The 13,867-nt window shown below is 43.3% G+C and carries 11 protein-coding genes; 1 reads left to right on the forward strand and 10 read right to left on the reverse strand.

Features of this window, described 5'->3' with window-relative positions:
* The first annotated feature begins 36 nt into the window (after positions 1-36).
* Positions 37-1,080, forward strand: a complete 1,044-nt coding sequence (locus tag I3254_RS02815) for a protein kinase (protein WP_238050993.1) — start codon at positions 37-39, stop codon at positions 1,078-1,080.
* Between the two features lie 408 nt (positions 1,081-1,488).
* On the opposite strand, the gene tdh is transcribed toward I3254_RS02815, so the two are convergent.
* From tdh to I3254_RS02865, 10 genes are all read right to left on the reverse strand, one after another.
* Complete coding sequence (gene tdh, locus I3254_RS02820) at positions 1,489-2,514, reverse strand: L-threonine 3-dehydrogenase (RefSeq protein ID WP_238050994.1); 1,026 nt, start codon at positions 2,512-2,514, stop codon at positions 1,489-1,491.
* A 63-nt stretch (positions 2,515-2,577) separates the two neighbouring features.
* The gene (gene kbl / locus I3254_RS02825; RefSeq protein ID WP_238050996.1) at positions 2,578-3,768 is read right to left on the reverse strand and encodes a glycine C-acetyltransferase; all 1,191 of its coding nucleotides are present in this window, start codon (positions 3,766-3,768) and stop codon (positions 2,578-2,580) included.
* A gap of 393 nt (positions 3,769-4,161) precedes the next feature.
* Positions 4,162-4,353, reverse strand: coding sequence for a hypothetical protein (locus I3254_RS02830; RefSeq protein ID WP_238050998.1), 192 nt, complete (start codon positions 4,351-4,353; stop codon positions 4,162-4,164).
* A gap of 29 nt (positions 4,354-4,382) precedes the next feature.
* Complete coding sequence (locus tag I3254_RS02835) at positions 4,383-5,264, reverse strand: N-acetylmuramoyl-L-alanine amidase (RefSeq protein WP_238050999.1); 882 nt, start codon at positions 5,262-5,264, stop codon at positions 4,383-4,385.
* A 28-nt stretch (positions 5,265-5,292) separates the two neighbouring features.
* Positions 5,293-6,645, reverse strand: coding sequence for an APC family permease (locus tag I3254_RS02840; protein ID WP_238051001.1), 1,353 nt, complete (start codon positions 6,643-6,645; stop codon positions 5,293-5,295).
* 157 nt (positions 6,646-6,802) lie between these two features.
* Positions 6,803-7,582: an MOSC domain-containing protein gene (locus tag I3254_RS02845; protein ID WP_238051003.1), complete on the reverse strand. Its 780-nt coding sequence runs from the start codon at positions 7,580-7,582 to the stop codon at positions 6,803-6,805.
* A gap of 228 nt (positions 7,583-7,810) precedes the next feature.
* Positions 7,811-8,224, reverse strand: a complete 414-nt coding sequence (rsfS, locus tag I3254_RS02850; RefSeq protein ID WP_057758112.1) for a ribosome silencing factor — start codon at positions 8,222-8,224, stop codon at positions 7,811-7,813.
* A gap of 131 nt (positions 8,225-8,355) precedes the next feature.
* A complete protein-coding gene (locus I3254_RS02855) occupies positions 8,356-9,333 on the reverse strand; it encodes a nicotinate-nicotinamide nucleotide adenylyltransferase (protein ID WP_238051004.1) in 978 nt (325 codons plus the stop codon).
* Positions 9,334-9,553: 220 nt separating this feature from the next.
* Positions 9,554-11,701 carry a phosphate acetyltransferase gene (gene pta, locus I3254_RS02860; RefSeq protein ID WP_238051005.1) on the reverse strand — a complete coding sequence of 716 codons (2,148 nt, stop codon included), beginning with the start codon at positions 11,699-11,701 and terminating at the stop codon, positions 9,554-9,556.
* Between the two features lie 153 nt (positions 11,702-11,854).
* On the reverse strand, positions 11,855-13,087 hold the full coding sequence (locus tag I3254_RS02865) for an acetate kinase (protein ID WP_238051009.1): 1,233 nt from the start codon (positions 13,085-13,087) through the stop codon (positions 11,855-11,857).
* Between the last annotated feature and the right edge of the window lie 780 nt (positions 13,088-13,867).

Raw genomic sequence — 13,867 nt, forward strand, 5'->3', positions numbered from 1 at the left:
AAAATCTGCTGAGTAGGTCATCTTTTATATTTCTCTTTGCTTGGTTTAAAAGCATTGTACCTTTTCTATTTTGGACTAACTATAGAAGAAACTGGAGGTTTATGTGGTCAAATTTTCATTTTTGATCAAGGTATAAATGTCTTACCTAGATTTGTTTGTGCGAAGATAGCAAAGCCCTTGAGGTATGAAAAAAAAGAAGAAACATCGAAACGTTTTCTTCAAGAGCTTGAAGCGCAACTCTTGTTTTATCAAAATATGTATGTACACTGGATAACGGATGTTGATACTGCCTATGACATACCTATTACTTGGTTCAGGTACTGGGATAGCGATTTATTAACAGTTATAAAAGATAATAAGTCCAATATAACAACTAAGTTGTCAATGCTAACATATTTATGTGCTGGGCTAGAACATTGTTACTCTCAAGGATTAGTCGCTCATCAAGACTTAAAGCCTGCTAATATTTTTATCAGAAATCTCTCAAAAAGTTTTAGAGATTTACCAAATTTTAATATTTATGAAATAGCTATGGTAGCTGACTTTGGATTGGCAAATGCCTTTCAAAGACTTAAATTATTTGATGGTGCTAAGCCTTACAAATCACCTGAACAATGGTCAGAAAAACAAATTACTTCAAAAAGTGATGTTTTTTCACTAGGCGTAATATTTTATGAATTGCTTTCTGGTGGATATCATCCTGTAGGAATTAAGCTATATGAGCATTGGCCTGAACCAATGAGAGATAATTCCAAAAAATGGACACGTGATGATGTTTGGAAGAAATGGATTAAACAAGGTGCTTTAATTAACCATAAGAATAGTGATATCAATGATGAGCTTGGAGAGCTGATTTCTAAAATGTTGTCAATTGATGTTCAAGTAAGACCGACAATTGATCAAGTACTTAACTCATTACTTCTTGAAGTTGAAAAATTGAATCAAGACAGTTATGAGCAGCTTATTTTTCAACTTGATTACTTTAAAAGTGAATCCTGTAATACTGGTTTAGAAAAAAAATGGCCTTACTTGAACAAAAAATGGGAGAACTTAAAATTGAAGCATTCAAAAACAACTTGAGTCTTCCATGCAATTTCTAATCTAATATTATTAGTCAAGTCGTAACAAATTACTCAGCCAAAAGTAATCTGATACAGAATACGTGCTCAAAATATATTCTTATATGAGTTATTCAGCCTCTGAACGCTCCCTAACCTCTCTCCGAGCCTCCGCAATCAACTCATGGATTTTAGCACTTTCCTTTAGTACGCAAGCATCATAAGCAGAAAGTGGCTCAGGTTCCTGTTCCTATGCTTGCTTGGCTTTTTCTGCTAAATACTTTTCAAGTTTATAGGCTTCAGAATCGCCCATAATTTATCTCCCGTATGATTTTTACCCTATAAAAAATGGCACTGAAGTTAGTGCCGTTTTATCAGTCGTGATAATGTAAACCTTAACCACGACTCCTCAAATATTGAATCGCCAAAATCAATCCCAGCTTAAAATCACCTTACCGCATTGCCCACTTTCCATAATATCAAACCCTTCTTGGAAGTCATCAATGTGCATGCGATGGGTAATGATAGGTGTCAAATCAATACCGCTAATCAGCATTTGCTCCATCTGATACCACGTCTCCCACATCTCGCGGCCATAAATACCTTTTAGGGTTAACGCCTTAAAGATAATCTTGCTCCAATCCACCGTGGTGGTGTTAGGTAAAATACCCAAGAGCGCAATTTTAGAGCCGTTATACATATTGCTAATCATCGAATCAAAGGCCTGAGGCGAGCCTGACATCTCAAGCCCAATATCAAAGCCGTGCATTTTTAACTCAGCAATGGCACCTTCGATGGTTTCACCTTTGGCTGGGTTGATGGTCATCGTCGCGCCCATTTTTTTGGCAAGCTCTAGACGGTAATCACTAATATCACTGACCACAATGTTACGTGCTCCGGCAAAGCGGCAAATCGCTGTTGCCATCGAACCAATCAGACCTGCACCCGTGATTAGAACATCTTCACCAAGGACAGGGAATGACAATGCGGTATGCGTGGCATTACCAAATGGATCCATAATGGCTGCCATCTCATCGCTGATACGCTCATCGAGTTTGATGACATTATCAGCAGGTATCACCAAATATTCGGCAAATGCGCCATCGCGGTCGACGCCCACGCCGATGGTGTTTTCACACACATGCAGCTTACCACGGCGGCAGTTACGGCAATGCCCGCAAGCGATGTGTCCTTCGCCTGTGACTCGGTCGCCCACTTCAAAGTGTTTTACACCATCGCCCATTTCGCTAATGATACCGACGTATTCATGTCCGATAATCATCGGCGTCTTGATGGTTTTTTGTGACCACTCATCCCATTTATAAATGTGCAAGTCTGTGCCACAGATGGCGGTTTTTTTAATCTTAATTTTAACGTCATTGATGCCGACCGTAGGTTCTGGCATGTCTTGCATCCAGATGCCTTTTTCGGCATGGGCTTTAACCAGTGCTTTCATACTTTTCTCTTATTTAGCTGTGTTGTACTTAATTATTGAATTTAAATACGTTCTGAATGACGCTTAATCAATCACCTTCATTTGCTTGGCGACTTTGATAAAGGCGGCGATACACTGGTCGAGCTGCTCGCGAGTATGAGCAGCAGAGAGCTGCACACGAATGCGAGCCTCATTTTTGGGTACGACAGGATAGAAGAAGCCAATCACATAAATGCCTTCTTCAAGCAGTGCGTCTGCCATTTGTTGCGAGATATTGGCATCATAGAGCATCACTGCACAAATGGCCGATTCGGTGGGCTTGATATCGAAGCCTGCATCTTGCATTTGCTTCACAAAATAGGCAGTATTTTCATGCAATTGGTCTTGTAAGGTATTGTCTTGCGATAGCATCTCAAACGCTTTTACTCCAGCGGCAGCCACCATAGGAGGAATAGAGTTTGAAAACAAATACGGGCGTGAGCGTTGACGCAGCATCTCAATCATTTCTTTTTTACCCGTGGTAAAGCCGCCAATAGCACCGCCAAACGCCTTGCCTAACGTACCCGTAATCAGCTCAATATCGCCACGTAGATCAAACAATTCAGTCACGCCGCCACCAGTGCGACCGACCACACCTGCTGAATGTGACTCGTCAATCATGACCATGGCATCATATTTTTGTGCCAACGCATAAATCTCATCCATCGGCGCTACGTTACCATCCATCGAAAACACACCGTCGGTGACGATCAAACGAAAACGCTGTGCTTGCGCCGCTTGCAATTGAGTCTCTAAATCTTGCATATCCGCATTTGCATAACGATAGCGCGCGGCTTTACACAGGCGCACACCGTCGATGATTGAAGCATGATTTAGCGAATCAGAAATAATGGCATCTTCGCTAGTCAGCAGTGGCTCAAATGCACCGCCATTGGCATCGAAACAGGCCGCATAAAGAATCGTATCTTCGGTGTTAAAAAATTTGGAAATCGCCGCTTCTAATTGCTTATGCAAATCTTGCGTACCACAAATAAACCGCACCGATGACATGCCATAACCTGAGTTTTCGATGGCTTGGATCGCCGCCTTTTTAATCTCAGGATGATCAGACAGTCCAAGATAATTATTGGCACAGAAGTTAAGCATCTCACGACCATCGGCAATCTTGATGAGTGCATCTTGCGGAGAAGTAATAACGCGCTCGTTTTTATACAGGCCTGCCTCGCGTATATCGCTGATTTCTTGTTGTAGGTGTTTTTGAAAGGCTTGATACATAAATATTCCTTTTTTAGTATTATTGGTGTTCGTTTGATAATAAAAATATTGAGACTGGTCATAGAACTAGGCTATCAAAGCCAAGTTATCAAAGCCGTGCAGCATCCTAGCCATCATTAAAACCAATGATAAAACCAACAATGTGGGAAGCCAATGAGATGGTGCGAGCAGTGATACTGTCTATAACCCTGTGAGCGGTGATTTTATCATTAGCCTATCGCAATAAATAGCCTAAATAGTTGGTAGATAGACCTTCTTTTATAAAGTGATATAGCGTCGCTTAGTTATAGTATCGGTCTCATAGCGGTTTAGCTATGTCTCAAAACATAAGACATTAACTTGCGCATTTATATATTCTTGAGTGGTAAGGATTGGTAAGTACTGTCTATCCAGTTATTCATCTTTGGGGCGCTTCTGAGCCTCAGCGATTAACTCATGAATCCTAGCACTTTCCTTTAGCACACAAGCATCATAGGCAGAAAGTGGCTCAGGTTCTTGTTCCTCTTTCTTTTCCTGCTCTTGCTTGGCTTTTTCTTCTAAATACTTTTGCAGATCGTCTTGCTCATTTTTTTGAGAGTTATTCATGGTTTATGTCTCCTAATAGCCTGTATTCTTTAATAAAAACCATCCCGACCAGCATACTTCTTATTTAGTGCCTGCAATATCGCATAGGTCTCGCGATCCATATTGCCCGTTGGCTGCTGCGATCTGAAGTGTAGCTGAAACGCATAGACAACATCGCGACTGGCTTTGTCCCACGTATCGGTATCGTTGATTTGATAGCCATATTTGCGAAACGCTTGCTTGATCTCAGGTATCGTGGCCGACGCAAATCCATCTTGATTCATAAAGAACTGCTTATCAAACTCATCATACCAAGCGCCGATACCGTAATCGAAATACAGTCGCTCCCACGGGAACTTCGCACCGGGGTCTATCTTGCGCGAGGGTGCCATATCCGAGTGACCGATGATATTCTTCGGTGAGATGTCATAGCGCGTGGCGATATCTTGCACCAGTTGTGCGACTTTCTTAATCTGCAATTCATCAAACGCCACATAATGCTCATAAGGATGGTAATCCATATCGCCATTCTTTAGCGCGTCTCGATATTCAGGTTTAATCCCTGCGTTGACGATTTCGATACCGATAGAGGTATCATTGAGGATGGTTCGTCCTGAAAAGCCACCGTCGCCTGCATGCCACGCGCGCTCAGATTCGGGTACGAGGTTATAAATTTTATCATCGTCCTTGTCCAGGACCAGATAGTGCGCGCTCACATTGCCCGCGGTCAATGTCTTTATCGATCGCTCATTATCAGAGACTGTATAGTGCAAGACGATGGTTTTGATTCGCTCGCTTTTGCCAGTAGCTTGGTAGCTATCGCTGTCGATTACATATTGCGTCGCTGACGTTGTTACGCAGCCAACGAGCGATAGCATGGAGCATGATACTAGTACTGATGCCAATGCCATCGAGAAAATATTTTTTGCCATGAAATGCTCTGTATGGGAATAGTTGCGGTTAATTAACGTTAGGATTGACTGCGATTTTTTTATAACCAATTGCCCCAAGCAGAATAAAGAAGCCTAGCAAGACATAAGCATTAAATGACAGCGCTGCAGGTGAAAATGGTAGCAGCAATAGCGATATAAAGACCACACTGATTAATACAGAGAGATAATTTAGCAAGCCTGCTTGTTTCTTTTTTCGCTCATTGATAAGGTCGGCGGTCGTGACATAAGCAAAGCCAACGGTGATGCCCAAGGACGCCATTGTTACAATGTCGAGTAGATAGTTTCTACCCAGCCAAGGAGAGAGTAGGCACACCAAGCATATCAATATAACGGTTTTTTGCTTACTGAATTGGTTGTGTTTATCTGTAAATACGCTAGGCAATAACGAAGTGTCGCCCATAGATTCCAAGAGCTTGACCGATGACAATATAAAGCCGTTGATACCGCTCATTATCGAGCCAATCATAGCGATCGATAGCAGCCAAATGCCGATACTACCAATCCGATTGTCTATGCCTTCACCTGTTGCCCAGTGGCTGTCCTTGATCGCTTGATAGTCAAAGCTCATGTTTAGCGCGGTAAAATAGTTGATCAAAAAGTAAAACAACACACCGGCGATAAGTGAAATTAGGATAATACTTTTGGTCTTGGTTTTTGAATCACTAATTGCTTTTGAAATCTGCGGTGTGGTTTCAAAACCAACATACGCCCATGGCATAACGGCCAAGATAGGTAACCATGCCAGACTGGTGATAGAGCTGCTAGACATGTCAGTTGGCAAAAACGTTTGGGTCGTTGGTGTCATCCAAAGCGAGGCAAAAAACAGCGCGGTGACTGATAGAATCATAAAGAGGGCAATATAGAGTTGGATTTTTGCGCCGACTCGTACACCTTTTAGATTGATATAACTGAATAAAATAATAGCCGCGCTGCATAAGAACACTTCACTGGCGTAGACTTCCCAACCAGCAATCGTATACAGATAGCCTAATTGTAAGCCACTAGGTAACAGATAGCGCAGCAGCAAAGCGACAGCTGATATATTAAGCGCGATAATAGAGATATAGCCTATTGTGACGCCCCAACCGTAAATATAGGCATGCTTGCGATTGATGTATTTTTCAATCCAATAAATGCCGCCTGACTCGTTTTCTGGCGTTTGGGTCAGCAAATTAATATAGGCACGCGCAACCATATAGATGGCTAAAGTACCAATAATAATAGCGACAGAAGAGCCTAATAGTTGCGACTGCGGCAAAAACAAATCGCCTGGCATGACATACGCACCCCAGCCGATAATCGCACCGACGCTAATTGCTATCGCTTGTAAGTAGCTGATACTTTCTATCTTTTCACTCATGGAGTGCTCCTTCACGATCAAAGATGTAGAAGGAGAGAGTGTTTATTATGGAACTGACATAGAACATGAAAAACCTTGTGACGCCATTACGCAGGGTAGTGGCTATCTTGTATAAATAGAAAAGTCATATTAAAGGTTTTTGTTGAGTGTTACCTTTTCAATCCTGTTGGATTTTTTTAGCCAGAACCTTTTTCCAACTGTCCTCTAAACAGTCAATCGCGAGCCACGGTTCAATAGTATCTGCATCATATTTCTCTTTAGAATTGGCCAATTGCCATAACGTCTTTAATGTCGCAAACGGATAAGGGCGCTCAACCAAATACACCGGTAAATCAGCTTCTATAATGCCATCACGGACGACTTGGAAATACCAGCCAGAGATACCTTGCTTGCTGACCCATGCCGCGATATTTGGTACTTTGGTAAATTGGCCAATTTGGTCGTTGATTTTGTAGCAGGGACGGCGTGGTTGGACGATACGTAACTGAACGCTAGCATCATCATTACTAATGTCTTGATCGCTTTCAAAATGCCCACCATATTGAAAAACATCGCCAATACAAACCATAGATTCGGTCATTTCAGGCAAACCATTGACGGCTTCAGTCGTAAGGTTTTCACCCAATGTACCGACGCGCACTTTCAGGCCAAACTCTGCATTGACTTTCTCATAAGTTGCAGGCGCTAGCTGATGCACGGCTTTGAGTGGGCCACCATGATGCTTACGGTCAGCCTGTTCATCAGTGGTTAAGCCCATAAAATTGACGGCGACAGGAGATTTGATAGGTGCTTTATCAATGGCGCTCATTTCTTCACGAGCGAATGGCATAGATTTGCCAGCGCGAACACAAGTGAGGGTAGCGATATGTAAGGGCAAGTCTTGGTTAAAGTCTGTTAGGGTTTGCTCAGGTAATGACGTGATCGATTCTGCGCTCATAAGGTTTCCTAATAGGTAAAATGAATAGGCTAAGGCGGCTTAATTTTGACGGTTTAATTTTAGTGGCTAATAAATATTGATACGAAATGAGCTTATCTGTACTCAATGATGTATTTGATTATACTGGTTCATCACCATAAAATTTACATAAAAAAAGACCAGAATAAGTATTCTGGTCTTTTTGGCGGTACGTTTTTCAATGTTGAACGAATATCGTCACTGACAAGCTTATTTGTTTTTGTTACGACGACCCGCAGTTTTCTTTTCGCGCGGCGTAGCAACTAGTTCAGCCAATTGCTCAGGTGATGACCATAGGCCTTCTAGGTCATAAAACTCACGTGCTTGCGGCGTCATCATGTGGACGACAACTGCGCCCAAATCAATCAACGTCCAGTCAGAATCGATGCCGCCTTCACGGCCAAGTGGCATAAAACCAGCTTGCTTAGCTTCAGCGCCGACGCTATCAGCCATCGCACGTACATGACGCTTTGAGGTACCATCAGCGATGATGATGCGCTCTGTTACGTCAGTCAACTCTTCTACATTCATTACAGTGATGTTCTTTGCTTTCATATCATCTAGAGCGCTTTGTACTAGGGTCAAGCATTCTGTTAGGCGTTCTGCAGTCATGGTGTTGGTCATAAATTTTAATCTCTTGAATCGTAAATATGTAAAATAAAGGGGTAAAACGTCAATTTGTCTTATCCGACTGATCATATGTTGTCAGTCACGCATAGAGACAGGATAGGCAAAATGACATAGATAAGGCGATTTTAACGGAATTGAGCAGCAGAATATAGCTGATGGGCGATAATATATTGATAAACAGCAGGATTTAGCCATTTAGCTAATGGATTAGATTCAGTATTGCTAATGATATCATTTATTGATGCTATAGATGCGATTTGCCGTTGAGCGACTGGCATTTTATTTGTTAGATCGTCTAGTTTCTGTAGTTGTTCACGTATTTGTGTGCTTGATACCGCAGTAATAGGTCGCGCATCTATATAAATGCGTCCTTGATTCGCGTTTTTCAAGTCAGAGCTGTTTAAGTCAGTGCTAGTCGGATCAGTGTTATTTGGATTAGTACTATTTGAGTTTAAGCTATCTAACGAGCGCTGAGTAGGTGGAACTAATAGCTCGATAGGGGAGTCTGTCATATGGGGTTGCAATGACAACGGCAATTGCGTTTTTAAGAAATTAACATCTTCCGTAGTCGCTGTATTATTTTTAGAAGAGATAATACTGTCAGAAAATTTTTCGCTAACACCATCACTCACATCGGTACTGCTCTGACGATTAAACACCCATAGATTGACATGGTCAGTGAGACGTAAGCCATCTTTCCATTTATCCAAACTATGGGCGCTGTCCATACCCATGATAAATATCAAGCTGTCATTAGGATATTGCTGTCTTAATGTGCGTACGCTGTCGATCGTATAGACAGGCGGCGCTTGCCATAGCTCCAGCTCATTAATCTGTATCGGCGTACTCTCCGTCGCTAGCTTTAGCATCGCTAAACGATGGTTAGGGTCTGTACTTTGGGTCTTAAATGGCGAGCGTGCATTGGGTAATAAGGACACATGCAGTGTACGATGTAGCCGCGTTGCGATTGGTAGTAGGTGCTGATAGACAAACATTGCTACTTCTAGATGACCATTATGTACGGGATCGAACGAGCCACCAAGGTAGGCACGAATGGCAGGTGGAGGTGTTTTTTCTTGTGGGCTGTTGCTCGTATTTGGCATAAATAAATGTGTAAAAGTAGATAGGGCGCACGTGGTCCTTGATGCACCTTGCTCTTTTACTGTCTGGCCTTTTTAGGGTAAATAACTTGATGATAGCGCTATTGTAGAGGGCAGACGAGCATCTGTCACCACTGTCTGTCACCAAAGTCCTAATAAAAAACCGACCATCATAATGATAGTCGGCGTTATATAGGAATTCGACGGATAAGTCTTACAGCAATTAAATCAAATCGCTATACGCTTGGATAGCGGTTAACGCGATGGTATAGACGATATCGTCGACCAAGGCACCACGTGATAAATCATTCACCGGTTTATTCAGACCCTGTAGCATAGGGCCGACACTGACGACGTTGGCACTACGCTGTACTGCTTTATACGTCGTGTTACCAGTGTTGAGGTCAGGGAAGATAAAGACATTGGCCTGTCCAGCGACAGGTGAGTCAGGTGCTTTTTGCTTACCGACACTCATGACCGATGCCGCATCATACTGTAGCGGGCCGTCGACCTTGAGGTCTGGTGCGCGCTCGCGAACGATTTGGGTTGCACGGGCGACTTTTTCGACATCCGCGCCTGCGCCTGATGAGCCAGTAGAATAGCTGATCATCGCCACTTTTGGATCGATACCAAAGGCAGCAGCAGACTGTGCTGATTGAATAGCAATCTCTGCCAGCTCTTCAGCGTTAGGATCTGGGTTGATCGCACAATCACCATAGACGACCACTTGCTCAGGCAACAGCATAAAGAACACTGATGACACGAGCGAATATTGCGGCGCGGTCTTAATCAACTGGAATGCTGGGCGTACGGTATTGGCAGTAGTATGAATCGCACCTGAGACCAGACCGTCGACTTCGTCTAGTTGGAGCATGATAGTACCTAAATAGACCGTGTCTTTTAGGTACTCAGCAGCGACTTCCGCAGTGGTTTTACCTTTGCGACGTTCTACGACAGCGGCGATATATTTGCTCATATCGAGGTTGTCAGGATCGATGATCTCTAACCCTTCAGGCAGCGTTAGATCACGATTTTTGGCCACTTGCTCAACGTCACTACGTTTAGCAAGTAACACGCAGTTGGCGATACCGCGACTCTGACAGATACAGGCAGCTTCAACCGTACGTGGTTCAGCGCCTTCTGGCAGCACAATGCGTTTCTTAGCGTGCTGTGATTTTTTGACCAATTGATGGCGAAATGCTGATGGTGACAGACGCGGTTCATGATTGCGGCTGAAGTATTCTTTAATCCAGCTTAGATCCAAATGCGTCGCCACATAACGAGCCACTTCATCAGCACGTTCTGTATCATCACTTGGAATCTCAGAACTCATATGCATCAGGCTCTGTACCGTCTCGTAGCTGTCGCTTTCGACACTCATGACAGGGATGCCAGTTTTGAGCGCTGATTGCCAAAGCTCAGCAACTGTATCGCTTGGGGTGATGCCACCTGTTAATACTAGACCTGCCAATGGAATCCCATTGATACAGGCCAATCCAGCAGCCAACAGCAAGTCATCACGGTCGCCGGGCACGACCATTAACGTACCACGCTTAAAGACTTCATTGACGCGCGCTACTGAACGAGCGGTTAGGCTGATACGATTGATACGTCGTGTCTTCGCTTCGCCAACATTTAGCCAAGTCGCATCGAGCTCTGTTGCGATATCCCATGTGCGTGGCACAGATAAAGAGTCACTAAAAGGCACCACCCCGATAAGGCGGAATACTTCGGTATTGAACGAAGGCGATAGGCGCTGTACCTCTTGCAGGAAGTTTGGATCTAAGCTGACAACGGCCTCACCCGGCGCGACAGGTTGATTATCAAAGGTGTTCGGCACGTCTTGTACCCGCATCAATATCACGCCTAGTGTCCGTGAATCGATGACACCGCCAAACTCACGGGCATGGACATCCAGTTTGTCTGCTAAATAAGCAGGTTTACTGATATCAGCGGTACTGACAAATATAATTTTGGCGTCTAGCGCGTGAGCAAGTGCACGGTTGATTTGTGAAGCATAAGAGGTCTCAGTGGTTGGCACCAGACCTTCACAGATAATCACGTCATGACCATCATCGATCGTATGAAAATTGGCAATCACTTCTTCCATCAAGTCATCAAGATTGTCATCGCCTAGCATACGCTCGACGTGTTGACGGCTGATAGAGTCAGGCGGATTTAGGCCAAATGCGTGCATGGTCAATGCGCTTGAGCTGTCTAAGCTGTGCTGTTTGTCTAGCGTATCATCTTGCAAAAACGGCTTCATAAAGCCCGCTTTGATACCGTTATAATCAAAGGCACGGATTAGCCCTAGTGCGGCTGATGTCACACCGATACCGCGACTAATGGGAACAAGTAAAATGGTTTGCATAATGTGTCCTACAATTTATTTTATTTTAGACGTCGAGTCATTTTGAGCAGCATAAGAAATGCAGTATAAAAACACCAAGCGCTTTATCTTATTTGTTTTCAGCTTTTTATAAGCGTTTCGCAAGATAAGCGCTAGGCATTATAATCAATCGTCTTATACTAATTTCAATGCTTGACGAGTCTCTTGAGCGATACGGTATTCTTCATCTGTAGGAATGACCCACAGCTCGACACTGCTACCTTCTGCTTGGAAGCTGCCTTCTTGGCCACCATACAATCCAGCGTTCTTTTCAGCGTCCATCTTGATACCGAAATGACGCATGACGGCTAAAATACTTGCACGCGTGGTGACAGAGTTTTCGCCGATACCACCTGTGAATACAATACCGGTAAACTCAGGCAGTGCACAGCTTAAGCTGGCGAGGTATTTACCAGCGCGGTAGCAGAACATCTCGATAGCGAGCTGCGCATCTTTATGGCCTTCGCTCGCAGCTTGCTCAATAGTACGCAAATCGTTTGATAGACCAGAAATACCAAGCAGACCGCTTTCGCTATTCAGCATCTTATCTGTTTCTTCTAGACTAATACCGAGCTGACGTTTCAGATGCATATGTAAGCTTGGGTCGACATCGCCGCTACGTGTGCCCATCATCAGTCCCTCAAGCGGGGTCAGGCCCATGCTGGTATCGAGACTTTTGCCATCATATACGGCGGTTGCCGAGCAACCATTGCCTAGATGTGCGGTTATCCAGCCATGAGGACCTTTTGCTTCAGTGATTTTGCTAGCACGTTCTGAGACATAAGCATGAGACGTACCATGGAAGCCATAACGACGGATTTTGTGCTCTTCGTATAGATATTTTGGCAACGCATAGCGAAAGGCAACGGGTGGCATGGTTTGGTGAAAGGCGGTATCAAATACCACAACTTGTGGGATATCAGGATAAATAGCTTGAACCGCTTCAATACCCAAAGCATTTGCAGGATTATGTAGTGGAGCTAGTATCTTTAAGCGTTTTACTTCCTCTAACGCATGCTGATCAACGCGAACCGCTTCAGAGTACTCACGGCCGCCATGTACCACGCGGTGCCCGACTGCGATGAAATGATATTGCTCTAGTAGCTCTAGAATTTTTTGTAAGGCGAGTTTGTGACTACCACCAGGAATAGAGATCTCTAACTTATCGCCATTTAGCGTGGTGTGTTTGATACGGGCTGTATCGAGACCTAAGTTTTCGGCAAGACCGGTGATACGAGTAGAGTTGTCATCGCTAATCAACGCGTATTTGATAGAAGACGAACCGCAGTTGAGGACTAAAGTGGGGCTGGTTAGGGTTGATGTTTCGCTATTCTTATCATCAAAAGTGGTGCTTAGGTTGGCGCTCATACTCTATCCTTAGATTGGTTTTTATAAAGGGCAAATCAATTATATCGTTCGATACAAAAAAGACGTCTATTGCCACGTCCTGTTTTATTATCATCAAATACTACATCACCGATATCTCAAGTGCTGTAGTAAGGCTCACAGCTGAGACATGATGTCATTGTTATATGGAATTGATGAAGTTGATAACCGTCGAGTAAATAAAAATAAGCCATATATATGCTGATAATACCAAGCAAGCATATTGGCGATTTTGTTTATACTTGGGCTACTATTTCTGACAGTGCTATGCATCCATGCTTATGAGGTAATGCGTCTGCATCTCAGGCTAGCATCCTATTGCCGCTGCAAACTGGGAATATAATGTAACACATTTTTGTTTCTACACCACGACAGGGGTAAGGTTTAAAATGTGTGATTAATAAATGGCTAAATATAAAATAAATCAATTATATTCAGTAAGTTATAGAACTATAAGTGGATAACTTTTATGGGCTACATAACAAGGCTATTGCTCACAAAATTGTAAGAAATATTGTCGAGATACCCATATGTCATACTTTCATATCTAAGCTCGCAGACGATATTACTATAAAAATTCGACTAATGTTTTAGAAAATATCCAACATCACGCAAATTTATTCACCAATCATATTCAGTAACCGTACAGCTTTATGTAATAATGCTATGATGAAAATGGTCATAACGACAGTGCTTTCGCTGTTGGTTTGGCTGTCCATTTGTTTTTTATTTATCACGATTTACTATCGCCATTATGCCGTC

The organism is Psychrobacter sp. Ps2, assembly GCF_022129405.1.
Taxonomy (GTDB): Bacteria; Pseudomonadota; Gammaproteobacteria; order Pseudomonadales; family Moraxellaceae; genus Psychrobacter.

What these genes read in the sequence shown, in the direction of transcription:
- tdh (WP_238050994.1), bottom strand. Translation starts at nt 2,514, where the DNA reads ATGAAAGCACTGGTTAAAGCCCATGCCGAAAAAGGCATCTGGATGCAA.
- kbl (WP_238050996.1), bottom strand. Translation starts at nt 3,768, where the DNA reads ATGTATCAAGCCTTTCAAAAACACCTACAACAAGAAATCAGCGATATA.
- I3254_RS02830 (WP_238050998.1), bottom strand. Translation starts at nt 4,353, where the DNA reads ATGAATAACTCTCAAAAAAATGAGCAAGACGATCTGCAAAAGTATTTA.
- I3254_RS02835 (WP_238050999.1), bottom strand. Translation starts at nt 5,264, where the DNA reads ATGGCAAAAAATATTTTCTCGATGGCATTGGCATCAGTACTAGTATCA.
- I3254_RS02840 (WP_238051001.1), bottom strand. Translation starts at nt 6,645, where the DNA reads ATGAGTGAAAAGATAGAAAGTATCAGCTACTTACAAGCGATAGCAATT.
- I3254_RS02845 (WP_238051003.1), bottom strand. Translation starts at nt 7,582, where the DNA reads ATGAGCGCAGAATCGATCACGTCATTACCTGAGCAAACCCTAACAGAC.
- rsfS (WP_057758112.1), bottom strand. Translation starts at nt 8,224, where the DNA reads ATGACCAACACCATGACTGCAGAACGCCTAACAGAATGCTTGACCCTA.
- I3254_RS02855 (WP_238051004.1), bottom strand. Translation starts at nt 9,333, where the DNA reads ATGCCAAATACGAGCAACAGCCCACAAGAAAAAACACCTCCACCTGCC.
- pta (WP_238051005.1), bottom strand. Translation starts at nt 11,701, where the DNA reads ATGCAAACCATTTTACTTGTTCCCATTAGTCGCGGTATCGGTGTGACA.
- I3254_RS02865 (WP_238051009.1), bottom strand. Translation starts at nt 13,087, where the DNA reads ATGAGCGCCAACCTAAGCACCACTTTTGATGATAAGAATAGCGAAACA.